18 protein-coding genes are annotated in these 20,618 nt (G+C 71.1%); 13 read left to right on the plus strand and 5 right to left on the minus strand.

What is annotated here, in order from left to right; genetic code table 11:
- Positions 1-67: 67 nt before the first annotated feature.
- Positions 68-2,311, minus strand: a complete 2,244-nt coding sequence (locus ACJX2R_RS20625) for an ATP-dependent RecD-like DNA helicase (RefSeq protein ID WP_413101330.1) — start codon at positions 2,309-2,311, stop codon at positions 68-70.
- 187 nt (positions 2,312-2,498) lie between these two features.
- On the opposite strand from ACJX2R_RS20625, the gene ACJX2R_RS20630 reads away from it, so the two are divergent.
- The 8 genes from ACJX2R_RS20630 (at position 2,499) to ACJX2R_RS20665 (ending at position 10,166) form a co-directional block, all read left to right on the plus strand.
- A complete protein-coding gene (locus ACJX2R_RS20630) occupies positions 2,499-3,515 on the plus strand; it encodes a LacI family DNA-binding transcriptional regulator (protein ID WP_413101331.1) in 1,017 nt (338 codons plus the stop codon).
- Positions 3,512-5,080, plus strand: coding sequence for a sugar ABC transporter ATP-binding protein (locus ACJX2R_RS20635; RefSeq protein ID WP_262699663.1), 1,569 nt, complete (start codon positions 3,512-3,514; stop codon positions 5,078-5,080). The genes ACJX2R_RS20630 and ACJX2R_RS20635 overlap by 4 nt, the downstream gene beginning before the upstream one ends.
- Entirely contained in the window at positions 5,070-7,019 is a 1,950-nt protein-coding gene (locus ACJX2R_RS20640) for a substrate-binding domain-containing protein (protein ID WP_413101332.1), read from the plus strand. Before ACJX2R_RS20635 ends, ACJX2R_RS20640 begins: the two co-directional genes overlap by 11 nt.
- 19 nt (positions 7,020-7,038) lie before the next feature.
- On the plus strand, positions 7,039-7,965 hold the full coding sequence (gene rbsK, locus ACJX2R_RS20645; protein WP_413101333.1) for a ribokinase: 927 nt from the start codon (positions 7,039-7,041) through the stop codon (positions 7,963-7,965).
- A complete protein-coding gene (gene rbsD, locus ACJX2R_RS20650) occupies positions 7,962-8,357 on the plus strand; it encodes a D-ribose pyranase (RefSeq protein ID WP_413101334.1) in 396 nt (131 codons plus the stop codon). Before rbsK ends, rbsD begins: the two co-directional genes overlap by 4 nt.
- A gap of 331 nt (positions 8,358-8,688) precedes the next feature.
- Positions 8,689-9,102 (plus strand): hypothetical protein, encoded by a 414-nt coding sequence (locus ACJX2R_RS20655; protein ID WP_413101335.1) that lies wholly within the window; start codon positions 8,689-8,691, stop codon positions 9,100-9,102.
- Between the two features lie 69 nt (positions 9,103-9,171).
- A complete protein-coding gene (locus ACJX2R_RS20660; RefSeq protein WP_413101336.1) occupies positions 9,172-9,804 on the plus strand; it encodes a SigE family RNA polymerase sigma factor in 633 nt (210 codons plus the stop codon).
- Entirely contained in the window at positions 9,801-10,166 is a 366-nt protein-coding gene (locus tag ACJX2R_RS20665; protein ID WP_413101337.1) for a hypothetical protein, read from the plus strand. The genes ACJX2R_RS20660 and ACJX2R_RS20665 overlap by 4 nt, the downstream gene beginning before the upstream one ends.
- 1 nt (position 10,167) lies before the next feature.
- Here ACJX2R_RS20665 and ACJX2R_RS20670 read toward each other — a convergent pair whose 3' ends face one another.
- The 4 genes from ACJX2R_RS20670 to ACJX2R_RS20685 all read right to left on the minus strand — a co-directional run bounded on the left by ACJX2R_RS20670 (position 10,168) and on the right by ACJX2R_RS20685 (position 14,315).
- Complete coding sequence (locus ACJX2R_RS20670) at positions 10,168-10,812, minus strand: response regulator (protein WP_413101338.1); 645 nt, start codon at positions 10,810-10,812, stop codon at positions 10,168-10,170.
- A 4-nt stretch (positions 10,813-10,816) separates the two neighbouring features.
- Positions 10,817-12,202: a sensor histidine kinase gene (locus ACJX2R_RS20675; RefSeq protein WP_413101339.1), complete on the minus strand. Its 1,386-nt coding sequence runs from the start codon at positions 12,200-12,202 to the stop codon at positions 10,817-10,819.
- 69 nt (positions 12,203-12,271) lie between these two features.
- Positions 12,272-13,498 (minus strand): Clp protease N-terminal domain-containing protein, encoded by a 1,227-nt coding sequence (locus tag ACJX2R_RS20680; protein ID WP_413101340.1) that lies wholly within the window; start codon positions 13,496-13,498, stop codon positions 12,272-12,274.
- A 160-nt stretch (positions 13,499-13,658) separates the two neighbouring features.
- Entirely contained in the window at positions 13,659-14,315 is a 657-nt protein-coding gene (locus ACJX2R_RS20685) for a TetR/AcrR family transcriptional regulator (protein ID WP_413101341.1), read from the minus strand.
- 162 nt (positions 14,316-14,477) lie between these two features.
- Here ACJX2R_RS20685 and ACJX2R_RS20690 point away from each other — a divergent pair, with 162 nt between their 5' ends.
- The 5 genes from ACJX2R_RS20690 (at position 14,478) to ACJX2R_RS20710 (ending at position 20,497) form a co-directional block, all read left to right on the plus strand.
- Positions 14,478-15,488, plus strand: a complete 1,011-nt coding sequence (locus ACJX2R_RS20690) for a hypothetical protein (RefSeq protein WP_413105913.1) — start codon at positions 14,478-14,480, stop codon at positions 15,486-15,488.
- Positions 15,489-15,930: 442 nt separating this feature from the next.
- Positions 15,931-17,265: a family 43 glycosylhydrolase gene (locus ACJX2R_RS20695; RefSeq protein ID WP_413101342.1), complete on the plus strand. Its 1,335-nt coding sequence runs from the start codon at positions 15,931-15,933 to the stop codon at positions 17,263-17,265.
- Positions 17,266-17,313: 48 nt separating this feature from the next.
- A complete protein-coding gene (locus tag ACJX2R_RS20700) occupies positions 17,314-18,786 on the plus strand; it encodes a sulfatase (RefSeq protein ID WP_413101343.1) in 1,473 nt (490 codons plus the stop codon).
- A gap of 79 nt (positions 18,787-18,865) precedes the next feature.
- Entirely contained in the window at positions 18,866-19,474 is a 609-nt protein-coding gene (locus ACJX2R_RS20705; RefSeq protein WP_413101344.1) for an N-acetylmuramoyl-L-alanine amidase, read from the plus strand.
- A 60-nt stretch (positions 19,475-19,534) separates the two neighbouring features.
- Positions 19,535-20,497: a formylglycine-generating enzyme family protein gene (locus ACJX2R_RS20710; RefSeq protein ID WP_413101345.1), complete on the plus strand. Its 963-nt coding sequence runs from the start codon at positions 19,535-19,537 to the stop codon at positions 20,495-20,497.
- Positions 20,498-20,618: the final 121 nt, after the last annotated feature.

Here is a 20,618-nt window from a genome sequence, read left to right on the forward strand (position 1 = left end):
CGGGGTCGGCCGAAGAGCCTTTTGGCGGCACTCAGTGCCGCCTTTCACGGCCATCCTGCCCCGTTCGTCATCGTTCGGAAACCCATCTGACACGCTCGACTGTCACATCGCCGCCGAGTCGGTGATCCAGCGCGGTGCAGCGCCTGCCCGCCGAGACGGTGCGCACCGCCTGCCCCAGCGCGCGGCGCGAGCCGACCAGCACCACAAGGCGCTTGGCGCGGGTCACGGCCGTGTACAGGAGGTTGCGCTGCAACATCATCCAGGCCCCGGTGGTCACCGGGATCACGACGGCCGGGTACTCACTGCCCTGTGACCGGTGGATGGTCACCGCATAGGCGTGAGCCAGCTCGTCCAGCTCGTCGAAGTCGTACGGTACCTCCTCGTCCTCGTCCGTCCGCACGGTCAGCCGCTGCTCATCGGTGTCGAGTGAGGTGACGACGCCAACCGTGCCGTTGAAGACCCCGTTGGCCCCTTTCTCATAATTGTTACGGATCTGGGTCACCTTGTCGCCGACGCGGAAGACCCGGCCGCCGAAGCGGCGCTCCGGGAGGTCCGGGCGGGCCGGGGTGATGGCCTGCTGAAGCAGCCCGTTGAGCGTGCCGGCGCCCGCCGGGCCGCGGTGCATCGGGGCCAGAACCTGCACGTCACGGCGGGGGTCGAGGCCGAACTTCGCGGGGATGCGGCGGGCCGCGACATCGACGGTGAGCCGCCCTGCCTCCTCGGTGTCGTCCTCGACGAAGAGGAAGAAGTCGGACAGGCCCTGGGTGACCGGCGGCACCCCCTCGTTGATCCGGTGGGCGTTGGTGACCACTCCGGACTGCTGGGCCTGGCGGAAGATCCGGGTCAGCCGCACTGCCGGGACGGGGCTGCCGGGGGCCAGCAGATCGCGCAGCACCTCCCCGGCGCCCACGCTGGGCAGCTGGTCCACATCGCCGACGAAGAGCAGATGGGCACCGGGCGGGACGGCCTTGACCAGCTTGTTGGCCAGCAGCAGATCGAGCATGGACGCCTCGTCGACCACCACCAGGTCCGCGTCGAGCGGGCGGTCCCTGTCGTACGCCGCGTCCCCGCCGGGCTTGAGCTCCAGCAGGCGGTGGACGGTGGACGCCTCGGCGCCGGTCAGCTCGGACAGCCGCTTGGCGGCCCGGCCGGTGGGCGCCGCGAGCACCACCTTGGCCTTCTTGGCGCGGGCCAGCTCCACCACGGACCGCACGGTGAAGGACTTGCCGCAGCCCGGCCCGCCGGTGAGCACCGCGACTTTCTCGGTCAGCGCGAGCCGCACCACCTGGCTCTGCTCGGGCGCCAGGTCGGCGCCGGTGCGGCCGGCCAGCCAGCCCAGCGCCTTGTCCCAGTCCACGCCCCGGAAGGCGGGCATCCGGTCCTCCTCGGTGCGCAGCAGCCGCAGCACCTGGCCCGCGAGGGAGATCTCGGCGCGGTGGAAGGGCACCAGATAGACGGCGGAGACCGGCTCGCCGTCCGCCGGGCCCGGGACCGGCTCGCGCACCACGCCCTCGTCCTCGGCCGCGAGCTCGCCCAGGCAGTCGATGACCAGGCCGGTGTCCACCTGGAGCAACTTCACCGCGTCCGCGATGAGTTGCTCCTCGGGGAGATAGCAGTGGCCCTGGTCGGCGGACTGGGACAGCGCGTACTGGAGACCGGCCTTCACCCGGTCGGGGCTGTCATGGGGGATGCCGACCGACTGGGCGATCTTGTCGGCGGTGAGGAAGCCGATGCCCCAGACGTCGGCCGCCAGCCGGTACGGCTCGTTCTTCACGACCGAAATCGAGGCGTCGCCGTACTTCTTGTAGATCCGCACCGCGATGGAGGTGGAGACGCCGACCCCCTGGAGGAAGACCATCACCTCCTTGATGGCCTTCTGCTCCTCCCAGGCGGCGGCGATCATCTTGGTGCGCTTGGGGCCGAGGCCGGGGACCTCGACCAGCCGCTTGGGCTCCTGTTCGATGACGTCGAGGGTGTCGACGCCGAAGTGCTCGGTGATCCGGTCGGCGATCCGGGGGCCGATGCCCTTGATCAGCCCGGAGCCGAGATAGCGCCGGATGCCCTGGACGGTGGCGGGGAGGACGGTCTGGTAGTTCTCGACCGTGAACTGTTTGCCATATTGCGGATGGGAACCCCAGCGGCCCTCCATCCGCAGCGACTCGCCCGGCTGGGCGCCCAGCAGCGAGCCGACGACGGTGAGCAGATCTCCGGAGCCACGGCCGGTGTCGACCCGCGCGACCGTGTAGCCGTTCTCCTCATTGGCGTAGGTGATCCGCTCCAGGACCCCTTCCACCACCGCGAGTTTGAGCATGCCTCGACCGTACCGCCGGGAGCCGACAGGCGGTTCGGGGCCTGTGGACAACGCCCGTGGGGAAGGAACGCGGGTGTGCGTTCCGCGGCGGAATATCACGATCCGGTTTCACCGTGGGCCGACCCCTTGCCTCCCTCCATGTAATCGATTCCAATCTCATGTAATCGATTCCACAAGGAGGTGGACGATGCCGGCCATCAAGGATGTGGCGCGGTGTGCCGGGGTCTCCGTGGCGACGGTCTCACGGGTGCTCAACGACCACCCCTCCGTCCGCGCGGACACCCGCGAACGGGTGCTCGCCGCGGTCGCCGACCTCGGCTATCGCCCCAACGCGGTGGCCCGCTCGCTGCGCACCGATCAGACCCGGACCCTGGGCCTGGTCATCAGCGATGTGCTGAACCCCTTCTTCACCGAGCTCGCCCGTTCGGTCGAGGACGCCGCCCGCGAGCTGGACTACAGCGTGGTCATCGGCAACGCCGACGAGCGGCCCGACCTCCAGGACCACCATGTGCGTACCCTCATGGACCGCCGCATAGACGGACTGCTGGTCAGCCCCACCGACGGCGGCTCCCCGATGATGCTGGCCGCCGCCCGCGCCGGCACCCCCATGGTCTTCGTCGACCGCTGGATCGAGGGCGAGGGCCTGGACCGGGTGCCGGTGATCCGCACCGACGGGCGGGGAGCCATCCGCGCCCTGGTGGCCCATCTGTGCGCCCTCGGCCACCGCCGGGTCGCGATCATCGCGGGCCCCGCGGCCACCACGACCGGGCGCGAGCGGGTGGACGCCTTCCGCTCCGCGCTGCGCGAGTTCGGCCTGGAGCTGCACGAGGACCACATCGGCCAGGGCGACTTCCAGGCGGACAGCGGCCGCCGGGTGACCGCCCGCTTCCTCGATCTGCCGCACCCCCCGGACGCGATCTTCGCCGCGGACAACCTGATGGCGCTCGGCGCGATGGACGAGATCCGCGCGCGGGGCCTGCGGGTGCCGGACGACGTGGCACTCGCCGCGTTCGACGACATCCCCTGGTTCGTCCACACCGATCCGCCGATCACCGCCATCGCCCAGCCGACCGGGGCCCTCGGCCGTGCCGCCGTGACGGCGCTGATCGATCTCGTCGAGGGGCGGCCCGCCGAGTCGGTGACCCTGTCCGCCCGTCTGGTCACCCGCCGCTCGTGCGGCGAGCCCGAAGGGAGCAAGCCATGAGTGCCGAGTCCGAGCCGACCTCCCCCGGCGGGGCGGAGCTGCTGCGCATGGAGGGGGTCCGTAAGACCTTCCCCGGGGTGATCGCGCTGGACGGGGTGGACTTCGATCTGCGCCGGGGCGAAGTGCATGTCCTCCTGGGCGAGAACGGCGCCGGCAAGTCCACGCTGATCAAGATGGTCTCCGGCGCCCACCGCCCCGACGGCGGGCGGATCCTGGTCGACGGCGAGCCGGTGCGGATCAACAGCGCGCAGGACGCCGAGCGGCTCGGGATCGCCACCATCTACCAGGAGTTCAACCTCGTCCCGGACCTCACCGTGGCCGAGAACATCTTCCTGGGCCGCCAGCCGCGCCGCTTCGGCATGATCGACCGCAAGGCCATGGACGCGCGGGCCGCCGAACTGCTGGCCCGCGTCGGGGTGGACGTCTCGCCCCGGACCCGCGTCCGCGACCTCGGCATCGCCCGGCTCCAGATGGTGGAGATCGCCAAGGCGCTGAGCCTGGAGGCCCGTGTCCTGATCATGGACGAGCCGACCGCCGTGCTCACCACCGAGGAGGTCGACAAGCTCTTCCGGATCGTGCGCACCCTGCGCGCGGACGGTGTGGGCGTCGTCTTCATCACCCACCACCTGGAGGAGATCGCCGCCCTGGGCGACCGGGTCACCGTGCTGCGCGACGGCCGCAGCGTCACCCAGGTCCCGGCAAGCACCGACCAGGACGAACTGGTGCGGCTGATGGTGGGCCGCTCCATCGAGCAGCAGTACCCGCGTGAGCGCGGGGACGCCGGTGAACCACTGCTGAAGGTCCGGGGACTCACCCGGAACGGCAGCTTCCAGGACATCGGCTTCGAGGTGCGTGCCGGGGAGGTGGTGGGCCTGGCCGGGCTGGTCGGCGCGGGCCGTACGGAGGTCGTCCGGGCGCTGTTCGGCGCCGACCCGTACGACTCCGGCTCCGTCGAGGTGCTGGGCCGTCCGCTGCCCGGCCATGACGTGGTGGCCGCCATGCGGGCCGGGATCGGCCTCGTCCCCGAGGACCGTAAGGGCCAGGGACTGGTCCTGGACGGCTCCGTGCAGGAGAACCTGGGCCTGGTCACGCTGCGCGCCGCCACCCGCGCCGGACTGGTCGACCGGGCCGCCCAGCGGCGCTCGGCGGCCGGTGTCGCCGAGCGGCTGGCCGTCCGGATGGCCGGTCTCGACCAGCGGGTGCGCACCCTCTCCGGCGGCAACCAGCAGAAGGTCGTCATCGGCAAGTGGCTGCTCGCCGACAGCAAGGTGCTCATCCTCGACGAGCCGACCCGCGGGATCGACGTGGGCGCCAAGGTCGAGATCTACCAGCTCATCAACGAACTCACCGCGTCCGGCCACGCCGTACTGATGATCTCCAGCGATCTGCCCGAGGTGCTGGGGATGAGCGACCGGGTCCTGGTCATGGCCCAGGGCCGGATCGCGGGCGAGCTGACCGCGCGGGAAGCGACCCAGGACGCCGTGATGGCCCTGGCAGTGAAGGACGTCAAGGACGCCGACGAAGGGGTCGGCGGCAAGGAAAAGGAGGGCTCCCGTGGCCACTGACACGATTGACGCCACGAAGGACCCCGGGGGCTCGGCGGCCCTGCGCCGCGTGCTGCTCGACAACGGCGCCCTCAGCGCCCTGGTGCTGCTGGTGGCCGCCATGGCGCTGCTGTCCGGCGACTTCCTCACCACCGACAATCTCCTCAACGTCGGCGTCCAGGCGGCGGTCACCGCGATCCTCGCCTTCGGCGTCACCTTCGTCATCGTCTCCGCGGGCATCGACCTGTCGGTCGGCTCGGTGGCCGCGCTGTCCGCCACCGTGCTCGCCTGGTCCGCCAGCTCACAGGGGCTGCCGGTGTGGTTCGCGGCGCTCCTGGCGCTCACCACCGGTGTCGCCTGCGGTCTGGTCAGCGGGGCGCTGGTCTCCTTCGGGAAGCTGCCGCCGTTCATCGCCACGCTCGCGATGCTGTCGATCGGCCGCGGCCTGGCCCTGGTGATCTCCCAGGGCAGCCCGATAGCCGTGCCCGACTCGGTGTCCGGCCTCGGCGACACCCTCGGCGGCTGGCTGCCCGTGCCGGTGATCGTGATGGTCGTGATGGGCCTGATCACCGCGGGTGTGCTGGGCCGTACGTACCCGGGCCGGGCGATGTACGCGATCGGCGGCAACGAGGAGGCGGCCCGGCTCTCCGGGATCCGGGTGACCCGTCAGAAGCTGGTCGTCTACGCGCTCTCCGGCGGATTCGCGGCCGTCGCGGGCATCGTGCTCGCCTCCCGGCTGTCCTCCGCGCAGCCCCAGGCCGCGGTCGGCTACGAGCTCGACGCGATCGCCGCGGTGGTCATCGGCGGTGCCAGCCTGTCCGGTGGCGTCGGTAAGGCGTCCGGCACGCTCATCGGCGCGCTGATCCTCGCGGTGCTGCGCAACGGGCTCAACCTGCTGGAGGTGTCCGCCTTCTGGCAGCAGGTCGTCATCGGTGTCGTCATCGCGCTCGCGGTGCTGATGGACACGGCGCGCCGGCGTGCCGGGGCCGGACCGGGCGCGCCCGGGGCCGCGGCGGGCGGACCGTCCGGTGGCGGCCGTAAGAAGGCCGTCAACGCGGGCAAGTTCGCGCTGGCCGCCGTGGTCGTCGCCGCCATCGCCTTCGGCGCCTCCGTCTGGCGCTCCGGCTCCTCCGGGGGCGCGGACACCAAGGTCGGTCTGTCGGTCTCCACCCTCAACAACCCGTTCTTCGTGCAGCTGAAGGCGGGCGCCCAGGAGGAGGCCAAGCGCGCCGGTGTCAGCCTTACGGTCACCGACGCCCAGAACGACGCCTCCCAGCAGGCCAATCAGATCCAGAACTTCACCAGCCAGAACATGAAGTCGATCATCATCAACCCGGTCGACTCCGATGCCGCGGGCCCGTCCGTCCGGGCGGCCGACAAGGCAGGCATCCCGGTGCTCGCCGCCGACCGCGGCGTCAACAAGGCGAAGATCGCGACCCTGGTGGCCTCCGACAACATCACGGGCGGCAAGCTGGCCGCGAAGACGCTCGCCGAGCGGCTCGGTAAGAAGGGCACGATCCTGGTGTTGCAGGGCACCCCGGGCACCTCGGCCTCGCGTGAACGCGGTAAGGGCTTCGCGGAGGGCCTCAAGGCGTACCCGGACATCAAGGTCGTCGGCAAGCAGACCGCCGACTTCGACCGGGCCAAGGGGCTGGATGTGACCACCAATCTGCTCCAGGGCCACCCGGGAATCGACGGGATCTTCGCCGAGAACGACGAGATGGCGCTTGGCGCGGTCAAGGCGCTCGGATCCAAGGCGGGCAAGTCCGTCGCGGTCGTCGGCTTCGACGGCACCCCGGACGGGCTCAAGGCCGTCGAGAACGGCACCCTCGCCGCGACCGTCGCCCAGCAGCCGAAGGAGTTGGGCCGGATGGTGGTGGAGAACGCCGTCAGGGCCGCCAAGGGGCAGAAGATCGACGGCACGGTGAAGGTGCCGGTGAAGGTCGTCACTGCGAAGTGACAAACGAAAGGACGTGCGGATGCACGACTACGACCTGCTGGTCGTGGGGTCGGCCAACGCCGATCTGGTGATCGGAGTCGACCGCCGCCCCGGGGCCGGAGAGACGGTGCTCGGGTCCGACCTGGTGGTCCATCCGGGCGGCAAGGGCGCCAACCAGGCCGTCGCCGCCGCCCGGCTGGGGGCCCGGACGGCCCTGCTGGCCCGGGTCGGCGACGACGACTACGGCCGGCTGCTGCTGGACTCGCAGCGGTCGGCCGGGGTCGACACCGTGGGCGTGCTCGTCGGCGGCGCGCCCACCGGGGTCGCGCTGATCACGGTGGACCCCTCGGGCGACAACAGCATCGTGGTCTCCCAGGGGGCCAACGCCCGGCTGACCCCGGGCGACGTCCGCGCCGCGGCGAGCCTGCTGGCCGCGGCGCGAGTGGTCTCCCTACAGCTGGAGATCCCCCTGGAGTCGGTCGCCGAGGTGGTCCGTACGGCGGCCGCGGGCTCCGGCGGCCGCCCCGGGCCGCGGGTGGTGCTCAACCCCTCGCCGGCCGCGCCGCTGCCCAACGATGTGCTGGCCGCCTGTGATCCGCTGGTGGTCAACGAGCACGAGGCGCGGTTCCTGCTCAGCGACGGCCCGGCGGGCTCCTCCGACGACCCCGAGGAGTGGGCCGACGCCCTGCTCTCGCGCGGTCCGCGCTCGGTCGTGGTGACCCTGGGCGGCGAGGGCGCGCTGGTCGCCGACGGCGACCGTACGGTGCTCGTGCCCAGTCCCGCGGTGACGGCCGTGGACACCACGGGCGCCGGGGACGCCTTCACCGGCGCGCTCGCCTGGCGCCTCGGCGCCGACGACGACCTGGTGACGGCGGTGCGGTTCGCGGTGCGCGTGGGCGCGGCCGCGGTGACCCGGGCCGGGGCGCAGGCGTCCTTCCCGAACGCCGAGGAGGTGGCGGCCCTGTGAAGCGGTCCGGGATCCTCAACCGCCATCTGAGCGCGGGCATCGCGCTGTTGGGCCACACCGACACGGTGATGGTGTGCGACGCGGGCCTGCCGATACCGGACGGGCCGTTCGTGGTGGACCTCGCCTTCACGGCCGGGGTGCCGTCCTTCGAGCGGGTGCTCACCGGGCTGCTGGACGAGCTGGTGGTCGAAGGGGCCACGGCGGCGCGGGAGGTGAGCGACCACAACCCCGGGGCGACCGCCCTGCTCGACCGCCTCTTCCCGGCTCCCGCGCTGGATCTGGTCCCACACGAGGAGCTGAAGACGCTGACGGCGGGGGCGCGGCTGGTGGTGCGTACGGGCGAGGCGCGGCCGTACGCGAACGTGCTGCTGCGGTGCGGGGTGCCGTTCTGAGGGTGTGACGAGGGTGTGACCAGGGTTTGATATTTCGAGGGGCCCGGCCGTGGTCCGGGCCCCTCGTTCTCCCCTCCCAGGGCTTCCTCTCGAAATCCCCCCGGATCCCCCCCAGGAAGCCCGATGCCAGGTACGACCCGCCAAGGGCCGGAACGGTTGCACGGCGATCGGCGAAAGATTTTTCCGGGGTGCGACAACCTCGGGTGGGGCCGCACGTCTGGTGGGTTGAAGGCGGGCTCCGGAACGGGTCCTCGGGTTCTCGTGGTCCTCGGGTCCTCGGCGCACGCCTCACCCATCAGCGTTCGCTCAACCCTTTCGGGAGTCGTTCCATATGCAGCACGTCCGCGCCAAGAAGCCGAACCGCCGTCTGCGCCCCTGGATCGTGGGGTCGGCCGCCGGAGTCGCCCTGATCGTGGGCGGGGGCATCGCCGCCCAGGCGGCCACCTCCGACCACTCCCGCCCGGCCAAGCCGGCCCCGACGGCGACCGCGAAGCCGGAGCCCACGAAGCCGCCCACCAGCAAGCCGGAGCCCACCAAGCCGCCCACCACCAAGCCCGAGCCCACCAAGCCGCCCACCACCAAGCCCGAGCCCACCAAGCCGCCCACCACCAAGCCCGAGCCGACCAAGCCCGCGCCCACGCCGCCGCACACCAGCGTGCCCGAGCCCACCAAGCCCGCGCCCACGCCGCCGCACACCAGCGTGCCCGAGCCCACCAAGCCCGCGCCCACCAAGGCCAGCCGCTAGCCCGACCACGGGTGGGGCGGGGCCGGATCCGGAGCCGGTCCCGCCGCACCGATGAGGTGAACGAGGACGATGCAGCTCACTCTTGTCCTGCCCTGGTGGGCCCGGCTGCTCCGCCGTGCCCGGACGACCGCCTCGACGCCCCCGGTGGGGACACCGCGCGCCGGGCGGCGGCTGCGGGCGCTGCGGCCGGTGGGCGGCCGGGGCGACGGGGAGCCCGGTCCGACCCTGGACGATCTGTACCGGGCCCGGCGGCTGGACATGATCCGGCTGGCGGTCTTCCTGGTGGACGACCTGCACACCGCCGAGGACGTCGTCCAGGACGCCTTCGCCGCCGTCTGCCGCCGGCACGGCTCACGGCTGGACAGCCTCCAGGACGCCCATGCCTATCTGCACACCGCCGTGGTCAACGCCGCCCGCTCGGTGCTGCGCCGACGGCGTACGGCACGCGCGTACACCCCGCCGTACCAGGGACCGGGGGCGCCCGTGGACGAGCCGCTGCTGCTCGCCGAGGAGCACCGCCAGGTCCTCGACGCGCTCACCGACCTCACCCCGCGCCAGCGCGAGGTGCTGGTGCTGCGCTACTGGTCGGAGCTGACCGAGGCCCAGATAGCCGAGGCGCTGGGCGTCTCCCGAGGCACCGTGAAGTCGACCGCGAGCCGTGCGCTCGTCACCCTGGAGAAACTGCTGGAGGCGGCCCGATGAGCACTCCCTCCCCCATCGAGGAACGGCTGCGCGCCGCGCTCGACGCCCGTGCGCGGCTCATCGACGCCCACGATCTGTCCCCGTACCGTCCCCCCACCGGCCCGGCCTGGGGCAGGCGGCGGGTCCGGCGGGTCGTGTCCGCCGTCGCGGTGACGGTGGCGGCAGCGGCGGCCGTCGCCTTCCTGCTGCTGTCCGGCTCCCCGGACCGCCCGCATCCGACACCGCCCGCCCGGGACCCCCGCACGCCTCCGGCCACCTCGGCGCCCTCGACGCACGGCTCGCCCACGTCCAAGCCCTCCCCGACCTCACCCCCCGAAACCGCGCCCAACACCGGTCCCGGGGCCACTCCCCCGGCACGCTGACTCAGTCGAGCAGTCCCGCCTCCTGCGCCAGCACCGCCGCCTGGACCCGGTTGGTGCAGTGGGCGCGGGTGAGGATGCTGCTGATGTGGGCCTTGACCGTGCCGGAGCTCAGGTGGAGCTGTGCGGCGATCTCGGCGTTGGAGAGCCCGGTGCCCAGCAGTCGGAGGACGTCCCGTTCGGCCGGTGTCAGGTCCGCGATCCGACGTGATGCGGCGTCGCTGCCGTGGCCCAGCCGGATCCGGAAGTCGACGAGTTGGCGGGTGACCTGCGGGGCGAGAACGGGTTCTCCGGCGGCGGCGCGGCGTACGGCGTCGATGAGGTCGCGGGGGCCGGTGTCCTTGAGGAGGTAGCCGTGGGCTCCGGCGCGCAGGGCGCTGGTAACGGTCGATTCCTCGCCGAAGGCCGTCAGCATCACCACCCGGGTGCGGGACGAATGCCGGGTGATCTCGGCGACGGCGGCGATGCCGTCTCCGGGCATGCGGATGTCGAGGAGGGCGACGTCGACGGGGTGGAGGTGGCAGGCTTCGACGGCCTCGCGGGCGTCCTGTGCCTCGGCCACGATAAGGAACTCGTCGTCGTTCTCCAGGATAAGCCGGATCCCGGCGCGCATCAGCGCCTCGTCGTCGGCGATCAGGACTCGGATCACGGGTTCAGTGTAGAACCGCCATGATCAGCAGGGCGATCGTGCATGCGACCGTCGGCAGCAACACCAGCATCGCCGCGCAGCCGCCGCCCAGGAGGCGGGGCCACGTGAGGACATCCGTGGACAGCGGGGGTCGGGAGCCCGCCCCGCCGGACACCGGCGCGGGCGAAGTGGCGTACACGGGCGGCGAGTCGGGCCGGACGGGTATACGGGCGGAGAGGACGAAGCCGCCCTCCGGGCGCGGTCCGGCGTGGAGGGCGCCCCCGAGCAGGCTGATCCTTTCCTGGAGGCCGATGAGTCCACTGCGGTTCCCGTCCCCGGGCGGACGGGGCACCGGCGGGGCATCGTTGACGACGGTGACCACCAGGGCTTCCCCTTCGTCGTGGAACGTCACGCGGACGGGCGCGCCGGGCGCGTGCTTCAGCGCGTTGGTGAGTCCTTCGCGGGTGACACGGTGGACGGCCTGACGGCTGCGGGCGTCCGTGTCCGCCTGCCTGGTCGCGTTCCAGTGCAGTTCGGCGTCGGCTCCGGCGCTCCGGGCATCCGCGACCAGGGTCGAGAGAGCGTCGCGGGTCCCCCGCTCGCCGATGTTCTCGCCGGGCTGGTGACGGAGGACGCCGAGGATGCCGCGCAGTTCGTCCATGGCCGTTCCGGCAGTGGTGCGCAGAAGTTCGGCCTGGGAGGCCAGCGGGGGCGCCTGTCGTTCGGCGGCGAGCTGGAGGGCTCCGGCGTGCACCGAGATGAGGCCGATGCGGTGGCCGAGCAGATCGTGCATCTCGGAGGCGATGCGCGCCCGTTCCTCCATGCGGGCCGCCTCGTCGGTGAGCAAGCGGTTCTGTTCGAGGTAGGCGTTGCGTTCCCGCAGCAGCCTCGTCAGCGGGCGGCGGCGCCCCAGCATCATGCCGGACAGCGCGGGCAGCAGGATGAACAGCGCGGCCATACCGGCGCCGGCGGCCAGGTACGGCATCGTCGGGAGTCCGCTGAGGGATTGGGCGGCAATCGATACGAGCACGGCGCCGGCACCGCTCGCCCCGACCACTGCCCAGGCGCGCCGTGCGGGGGAGATGCGGCGCACGGCGGACCACACGACGCACGGCACCACCACCATCGCCCACACGTTGTCCCCGGCGATCAACGGCACGCAGCACAGCACCGTGAGGGTCGGGTACATCCGCCGCGCGGGCACGAGCAGCGCCGCCCACACCCCCAGGAGGGCCACCGACACCGGGTGGGCCGGCGGAATCAGCGGAACCGGCACCAGTGAGCACAGCAGGACCAGACCGGCGAGTACGGACTCGGTGACGACCGTCCGCCGGGGCGCGGCGCGCACCGCCTCCCGGATAGCGGCGGCCTCGCGGCGCATCCGTCTCCACGGTCGCACTGCCGGGCTCATGGTTTCCTCCGTATGGCTGCCGTCCTCAACGGCTCTGCTGGTCATGCGCGTTGGCGGGCCACCGCGGCCTCAGGCGGCCTCGGCCGCTCCGCCCGGGACCCGGAGCTCCGGCTCCGCCCGCAGCCCGGCGACATCCGCCCCGCTCTCGGTCAGCACACGCTCGATCTCCGCCGCGGACTCCGCGTCCGTCCCGGTCTCGTCCAGCAGCGCGGCCAGCAGGTGGGTCGTGCCGACCGTGGACGAGCCCTGAGCGGAGGCGGTGAGCTCCGTGACGTGCAGGAGCCGCCGTTCGAAGCCGGCGGTGTCGCCGACCTCCGGGGGCTCCCCCTCCGCGACCCCGGTGGTGGGAAGCAGTACCCGGGTGAGGGCATCCTGCCGTACGCCGTGCCGGCGCAGGAGTTCCGCCCCCCGGTTCGCCGCCGTCAGCTTCTCGGGCAGCTCACGCCCCGCGACGGTCAACGACCGCTCCAGCGCCAGAATGCCCAGCAGCACATCGACGGGTTCCTCCTCCGACGCTCCGCGCCGCACCGCGCTCCGTCGTGCCTCCGAGAGCACCACGCCCACGACCGCGGAGCCGAACCCGGCGCCGCCCCCGAATATCCAGGCGGTGAACTTCCGGGTCAGCGGATTGCCGCTCTTCCCGAACGTCCCCGCCTTGCGCAGCACCAACACCGCGGTGGGCTCCGGCGCTTCGTCGCTCCCCCGCAACGCGTCGAGCGCCCTCAAGGCAGCCGAGACGTCCAGCTTCCTCACCGCCAAGGCCTCGCGGGCGCGTGTATCGGGCAGCTCGACCAGTGCGCGCGCCACATGCCGGACGCGCACGGAAATGGTGCCCTCCTCCCGTGCGGCCTCCAGCGCCTTGCGCAGACAGGTCCGCACCGCACCGGTCATCGGCGGGAGTTCAAGGCTTTGCCGCTCCTCCCCCTCCTTCTTCTTCCGGTTCTTCCAGCGCAGCCTCTTGGCCTCCTCCTGCCGGACCCCCCGCCAGCAGGCGTCGATCTCCCGCTCGTCGTCCGGGCTTCCCGCCGCGCCGTCACCCGCGTCGTCGCTGACCCACACGGATGTCCCCCGGGTCCCGATCGAAGCGCTGAGCGAGCCGGAGGCCCGCATCCCGGGTGCGATCGCGGAACCCGCGGCCCAGTCACCCGACACGAGGGCATACAGCACGCTTTCCGTACCCAGGTCCTCGCGTTCCTGCTTGGCCACCGCGCGCATCGCCTCCAGCAACAGCTTGAGGACGTCCCTCTCGAACTCGGTGGTCACGCCGGTGTCGCGGTCGGACGTGTGCTGATCCATCGTGCCTTCCCCTCCGTGGTGGTACCCGCCGAAAGGGACGCTAGCCAAGGTTCTCCGGCTCCGCGTCGCCCGACCGGCCATGCTTCCGGTCCGATCGGCCAGGTTCCTCCGCCCGGGCGGCCGGTTGGGTCGACTTCACGGCTGAGTACGTCGCTCGACTTCACGGCTGAGTACGTCGCTCGGCGGCGTCGAACGCGGGCGCGAGCGGGGCCAGCGCCGCGCGGAGCTGGTCGGGCAGTGAGCCGGAGGGCACGACCAGCCCTCCGGCGCCGAAACCCCCGGCGGCCTCCGCGTTCCCGGCCGGGCGGAGCCAGCCTTCCAGCGCGATGCGAACCGCCGCGGCCACGCTTGCCGCGAGAACGCGGGCCGTATGCGCTACGGCGTCACCCAGCCGTTCGGCGATCGCCGCCGTGAGAGGGGGCTCGATACCGGCGGTGGTATCGAGGAACGCCGCGCGCAGCGCGGTCCGGGTAGTGATCAGCAGCAGCGCCTCCTGTTCGCGCTCACCGGTGTTCGTGTACTGCTCGACCACTGCTTCGGTAACGGCGTCAGCCAGACGCACTCCTGCGGGCCGGGCCGCGACCGCCGCCGCGATCCGCTCCTCACGGTCCGCGGTGACAGCGGAGACGATCGCCTGCTCGCGGCTGGCGAAGTAGTTGTTGTAGGTGCGCGGCGAGACCCCGGCCGCCTCGGCGATGTCCTCGACCCGCACCTGGTCCGGTCCGCGCTCCACGGCCAAGCGCAGGGCCGCCTCGCGTAGCGCCTCGCGCGTGGCCCGCTTCTTCCGCTCCCGCAGCCCTGGGGGTGGTGTCGTCACGGTGTCAGCGTTCCACACAGGACTGCGTGCACGCAAACTTGCGCGCACGCACTTTTCTTGTCAGCCTCGACCCGACCGAGACCGACGGACCCGAGACCGACGGACCCGAGACCGACGGACCCGAGACCCGACAGAGAGGACGTCACCATGCGAGCAAGAGGAATGACCTACGACACCGGATTCGTCGTGCACGGCCAGATGTCCCGCGAGCACCTCGACCCCGCGGTGGTCCGGCGCGAGCTCGCCATCATCCGCGACGACCTGCACTGCAACGCGATCCAGATCATCGGCGGCGACCCGGACCGACTGGAGCTGGCCGCCGGTGCCGCCGCCGAGCTCGGCCTCGAGGTCTGGTTCTCGCCCTATCCGCTGGAGCTGGACCCGGAGCAGATCCTCACGCTCTTCCGCGACTGCGCCGAGCGGGCGGAACGGCTCCGGCGACAGGGAACCACAGTCGTGTTCGTCGCAGGGGTCGAGCTGAGCGTGATGAACCGCGGATTCCTGCCCGGAGAGAGCCCCGAAGAGCGGGTCGAGCGGCTGATGAGCCAACCCGAGCGGCGGGCCGAGGCGACGCGCGAGCTCGGCGTGCGCATCAACGCGTTCCTCCGCGACGCCGCGGCCACCGTCCGCGAACGCTTCCAGGGCAAGCTCACCTACGCATCCATCCAGTTCGAGCAGGTCGACTGGGCTCCCTTCGACATGGTGACGTTCGAGCTGATCCGCTCCGCCGAGGTCGCCGACCGCTTCCGGGACGCGGTGCGCACCCTGGCCCAAGGCCCGAAGCCGCTCGCCATCACCGGGTTCGGCACCGCGGCCTACCGCGGCGCGGGCGACCGCGGTGGGCGGGTGCTGGAAGTGGTCGAGCACGACCCGGAGACCAGGGCCCCGGTACGGCTGAACGGCATATACGAGCGCGACGAGGCCGGCCAGGCCGCATATCTGAGCGAACTGCTGGAGATCTTCGAGACCGAGGGCGTGGACAGCGCGTTCGTGTTCCTGTTCGCCTTGCCCGGCTACCCGCACCGCCCGGACGGCGACCCCAGGGACGACTTGGACCGGGCCGGCCTGGGCATCGTCAAACTCCTCGAAGGGCGCCGGGGGCAGACCTACCCCGACATGGAATGGGAACCCAAGGCCGCCTTCGCGGCAGTGGCGCAGCGATACCGGAGGTGACCGGCCCCGCGCACGCCATCGCCGACGAACCGGAAGGACGAACGCGACCACCCTTGAGGCGGAACGCCGCCGCTTTCCGGGTGGCGCCGAGGGGCATCCCCGGCAGGCGGCGACCCCGGTCGCCGACCTCCACACCGTCGCGACCAGGGGCTGTGCATCAAGCTCGGCGAGGACGGCCTCGCGGCGGTCACCGCCGACCGGGTCCTGACCGCAGCCCTTGGCGGCGGTGCGCCGCGGCCCGGAATAATTCTCCGACTTATTGACGAAAACCGCAGAGCGTTCGCAAGCTGAGCCGTAGGCCGTCCAGGAACGCAGTCCGACATGCCCGACGAGGGCATCGACAACGCCTGTTCGCGCTGCTGGGCGCGGCGGTGCCGCCGGGTCCGGTGGCTTGGCCCGCAGGCAGCACCGGCGTCCGTGACGACGAAGGGGTGTACGACTGATGAGCACGGCTCCCGAGGACGGGTCACCCATTGGCCGCCGGTCACTGCTGGCGGGTATGGCCGGTATGGCGGGTATGACCGGAACGCTGGGCACCGCGGCACAGGCCGTGGCCGACGTTCGCACCGACAGTCCACCGAGGGGGCACTACCCGTCGAACTGGCCCGATCCCTCACCGTACGGCCTCGCCGACACCCGGCTCGACCTGTGGCCGCGCGGGGACAACTCCTTTGTCCTCCCGCTCGAGCGCCGTCCCCGCGACGAGGAGCCCGGCCGTGTGTGGATGCGAGACACCTACGTCAACTGCTTCGCCGTCCACGGCCATCCGCTCTACGTGGCGACGGGCACTACCCGCGTGCCCGGTCTGGAGACGGCGGATCCGTGGAACGACGGCATCTTCGTCTGGACGGCACGTTCGCTGTACGGTCCGTGGCGGCTGGCCGACACCACCGGCATCCGGCCCGGCGCCGAAAAGGGCAAGGTGTGGTCGCCGGAGTTCGCCGGTGAGAACCGGCCCGGCCGCACCGTGGTCGCGCCGTGGCAGGAATACTGGTATGACGACCTGTTCGGCAAGCGCGGTGAGGTGTGGGCCCCTGAGCTCCACTACTTCCGCGGCCGGTGGTACCTCGTCGCGTGCATGGGCGCCCACTCCCGCAAGGTCGGTTCGTTCATGCTCGTGAGCGAGGGCGGGGTCGAGGGCCCCTACCGGCTTGTCGAGGGCAATCTCGACAAGCCGTTCGGCGACCCGTACGACGGCGGGGCGGACTTCATCGAGCCCGGCGCGCGCCACCACATCGACGGCAGCCTCTATACCGAGGGCGATGACGCCTTGCTTGTGCTGCACAACGACTTCTACGCGAAGTTCCGCGACGACATGGAGGACATCGTCCCGACGACGAACCTGCCGCGCTTCCAGCAGTCCCCCTACTCCCCCGAGCCCTACCTGGAGGGCGCGTACGTCTTCAAGCACGGAGGCAGGTACTACTTGGTGCACGCCGCCTGGGACCGGACGTCGGCCAACCCCGACGGCAGCACCCGTTACGCCTACGCCCCGCCCGGCACCGGCCGGACGCAGTACCAGTACGACGCCATCGTCGCCGTCGCGGACCACTTCGAGGGCCCGTACTCGAAGCGCTGGACCGCAGGCGTGGGCGCCGGCCACAACAACTTCTTCACCGACCGCGACGGCAACCTGTGGGGGACATTCTTCCGCAATCCCAACTTCGGCTACTGGGCCGACCCGTCCCGCGTCGCGGACGCTGCTGTCCCCGGCGTCGTCCGCCTGGAGTGGACCGGGCCGAAGGGCAACCGCCTGTATGTCCGTCGCGCGAACTGAGGCCGTCCGACCGCTTCGACGTCGTTCTCCGCACCGGAAAGGGACATCGTGACCTGCCCGACCGCTCCGAACATCGTGCTCGTGATGACCGATCAGCACCGCGCCGGCTTTACCGCGGGCGAGGGGTTCGCCCTCGACACCATGCCCTTCCTCGACTCGCTGGCCGCCGACGGCACCCGGTTCCGCCGCGCATATACCACCGCCCCGGCGTGCGTTCCGGCGCGCACCAGCCTGCTCACCGGCCGCTGGCCCAGCACTCACCGAGTGCGGCAGAACTCCACCCCGGATGAGGTGACGCGCGGCGACGACCTGCTCGATGTGCTGGGCGGCGCGGGCTACCAGCTGTTCTACGCCGGCAAGACGCACATGTACCGCGGGAAGGCAGAGTACTTCGACGCCTTCTCCGGCCCGTACGGACACGTGAGTGGGCCGGACACGACCACCGAACAGCGCGCCTTCGCCCAATGGATGAACTCCATCGACATGGGGCCGACTCGCGAACCCACCCCGTTCCCGGTGGAGCTCCAGTTCGCGCACCGGATCGTCTCCGACGCCATCAAGCAGGTGGACGCGAGGGACCGCGACAAGCCCTTCTTCTCCTGGGTATCGATGCCCGAGCCGCACAACCCGTACCAGGCCCCGGAGCCGTACTTCTCGCTGTTCGACGAGGACGAGGTCCCGAAGCGGACCTGCGGCCCCCAGGCCGCGGAGGACAAGGGTGGCGCGTACAAGTGGCTCCGCGACCTGGTGGAGGAGAAGCGCCCCGGCTACGACCGACTCCACCGCCGCTACCGAGCCACCTACTGCGGCATGCTCCGCCTCATCGACGACCAGCTACGCCGCCTCGTCGACCACTTGAAAGCGCAGGGCGTCTGGGAGAACACCCTACTGGTCTTCGTCGCCGACCACGGCGACTACGCGGGCGAATACGGCCTCCAGCGCAAGGGCGCCGGAATGCCGGAGGCACTGACACACATCCCCATGGTGGTGCACGGCTGCGACATCCAGTCCCGGGACAACGACCGGGACTTCGTGTCGATCGCCGACATCTTCCCCACCCTCTGCGAAACAGTCGGCCGAGGCATCCCCCTCGGCGTCCAGGGCCGCAGCCTGTGGCAGATGCTCACCGGCGCGGACTACCCGGCCGCGGAGTTCGCCGACATCGTCACGGAGCGCGGCTACGGCGGCCTGCCGTATCCCGAGGACGCCCGGCCCGAGCTGCACTTCCCTTACGAGGGCACCAAATACGACGAGCTCAACAGCGTGACCCAGAGCGGCTCGTCGCGGGCGCTGCGGCACGACCACTACAAGATCCATCAGCACGTCGACGGCGGTGGCGAGCTCTACGACCTCGCCACCGACCCGATGGAACTGACCAACCGATGGAACGACCCGAAGCTGCGACAGGTCCAAGCCGATCTCATGCAGCGACTACAGCGGTGGTCACTCCGGCTCACCGACGACCTCCCCGACGGGAACTACGACCCCAACCTCCCCCGGCACAACTGGCACCGGACTTGAAGGGCGACCGCACAAGCACCTGACAGCGACTCACCTCACCGTGCAAGCTCAACTCTTCACTCTCCCCACCGGAGACATCATGCCCTTGCACCTTCCTTCTCGCCGTACGATCCTGTGTGGCGCCGGGGTCACCCTGGCCACGGCAGCCACACCCGGAACCGGCCTCGCGGCCAGCGGAACCCCTGCCCGTGTGACCGTCGACTACCCGGGCGCGCAATGGTCACCCGCCTCTCCCGACAACTACCGCACCGCGCGGCGCCCTGGCAGCGATCCAGTCGACCGCGTGGTCATTCACGTCACGCATGAACACTTCGACGACGTCCTCTCCATCTTCCGGAATCCCGACCGGAAAACCTCGGCCCACTATGTGGTCCGCTCGGCCGACGGCCACATCTGCCAGTGCGTTCGGGAGAAGGACATCGCCTGGCATGCCGGAAATCCCGACTACGACAACCGCAGCATCGGTATCGATCACGAGGGCTGGACCAACGGCCCCACCTGGTTCACCCAGGAGATGTACGCCTCGTCCGCGGCGCTCACCGCGGCTGTGTGCGCGCGATATGGGATTCCGCTGGACCGCACCCACATCCTGGGCCACAACGAGGTGCCTGGCGCCATCTGTACCGACCCCGGAGCCAACTGGGACTGGGACCACTACCTCGAACTGGTACGGAACGCGAGGAGCTGAGGTCCTGAAGCCTTCTCCGGCTGAGCGGGCCGTGGCTGCGAAGGAGTTCGACGAGCATCCATGACCACCGAAAACCGACCCTGCTGCACGCCGAGCGCCGCCACGCCCGACGCCGGACCGCCCTCGCCGGTGCGAGCCCCCGCTGTCCGCTGTCCGTCCACCAAGGGACAGGTCCGCCTGCCAGGGGGCGACTTCGCCATGGGCGACGCCTTCGACGAGGGCTATCCCGCCGACGGCGAGACTCCGGTGCACCAAGTACGCCTCAGCCCCCTCTACATGGACGAGGCAGCGGTGACCAACGCCCAGTTCGCCGCGTTCGTCAAAGCGACCGGTCATGTGACCGACGCCGAACGCCATGGAAGCTCGGCGGTCTTCCACCTCGCTGTCGCCGCGACCAGTGCCGACCAACTGGGCAGTGCGGCCGGAACTCCGTGGTGGATCAACGTGAGGGGCGCACAGTGGCGCCACCCCGAAGGACCACGGTCCACCACCGCCGACCGGCGTCATCACCCCGTCGTCCATGTCTCGTGGAACGACGCGACCGCATACGCCTCCTGGGCCGGTAAGCGCCTGCCCACGGAAGCCGAATGGGAGTACGCGGCACGCGGTGGCCTGGCCAGTCGTCGCTACGCGTGGGGCGACGAGCTGACACCGGACGGCCGCTGGCGCTGCAACATCTGGCAAGGTCGTTTCCCGGACGTCAACACCGCCGAAGACGGTCACCTGACCACCGCCCCGGTCAAATCCTTCCGCCCCAACGGCTTCGGTCTGTGGAACACCGCGGGCAACGTGTGGGAATGGTGCTCCGACTGGTTCTCGCCCACGTACTACACCGAGGCGCCGCCCGAAAACCCCCTCGGCCCGGAAACCGGCGTTACCCGTGTCCTGCGCGGCGGCTCCTACCTGTGCCACCACTCCTACTGCAACCGCTACCGGGTGGCCGCCCGCTCCTCGAACACCCCCGACTCGTCCTCGGGGAACCTCGGATTCCGCTGCGCCAACGATGCGCCGGCACAGGCGTAGGCTCCGCCTCACGGTCGGCTTTGACCGGGACACTGAATCGTTGGCACAGCGGGAGGGCCGGGTCAATGAGCAGCGTCTCGCCCTTCCGGATCCGATCCGGGTGAACCCGGGCCTTCCCGGA

This window comes from Streptomyces sp. Inha503, from assembly GCF_047215865.1.
Lineage (GTDB): Bacteria > Actinomycetota > Actinomycetes > Streptomycetales > Streptomycetaceae > Streptomyces > Streptomyces lycopersici.

Coding starts and splice junctions, on each gene's coding strand:
- ACJX2R_RS20710 (WP_413101345.1), top strand. CDS start 19,535: ATGACCACCGAAAACCGACCCTGCTGCACGCCGAGCGCCGCCACGCCC.
- ACJX2R_RS20655 (WP_413101335.1), top strand. CDS start 8,689: ATGCAGCACGTCCGCGCCAAGAAGCCGAACCGCCGTCTGCGCCCCTGG.
- ACJX2R_RS20660 (WP_413101336.1), top strand. CDS start 9,172: ATGCAGCTCACTCTTGTCCTGCCCTGGTGGGCCCGGCTGCTCCGCCGT.
- ACJX2R_RS20695 (WP_413101342.1), top strand. CDS start 15,931: ATGAGCACGGCTCCCGAGGACGGGTCACCCATTGGCCGCCGGTCACTG.
- ACJX2R_RS20665 (WP_413101337.1), top strand. CDS start 9,801: ATGAGCACTCCCTCCCCCATCGAGGAACGGCTGCGCGCCGCGCTCGAC.
- ACJX2R_RS20690 (WP_413105913.1), top strand. CDS start 14,478: ATGACCTACGACACCGGATTCGTCGTGCACGGCCAGATGTCCCGCGAG.
- ACJX2R_RS20680 (WP_413101340.1), bottom strand. CDS start 13,498: ATGGATCAGCACACGTCCGACCGCGACACCGGCGTGACCACCGAGTTC.
- ACJX2R_RS20625 (WP_413101330.1), bottom strand. CDS start 2,311: ATGCTCAAACTCGCGGTGGTGGAAGGGGTCCTGGAGCGGATCACCTAC.
- rbsK (WP_413101333.1), top strand. CDS start 7,039: ATGCACGACTACGACCTGCTGGTCGTGGGGTCGGCCAACGCCGATCTG.
- ACJX2R_RS20705 (WP_413101344.1), top strand. CDS start 18,866: ATGCCCTTGCACCTTCCTTCTCGCCGTACGATCCTGTGTGGCGCCGGG.
- ACJX2R_RS20630 (WP_413101331.1), top strand. CDS start 2,499: ATGCCGGCCATCAAGGATGTGGCGCGGTGTGCCGGGGTCTCCGTGGCG.
- ACJX2R_RS20675 (WP_413101339.1), bottom strand. CDS start 12,202: ATGAGCCCGGCAGTGCGACCGTGGAGACGGATGCGCCGCGAGGCCGCC.
- ACJX2R_RS20635 (WP_262699663.1), top strand. CDS start 3,512: ATGAGTGCCGAGTCCGAGCCGACCTCCCCCGGCGGGGCGGAGCTGCTG.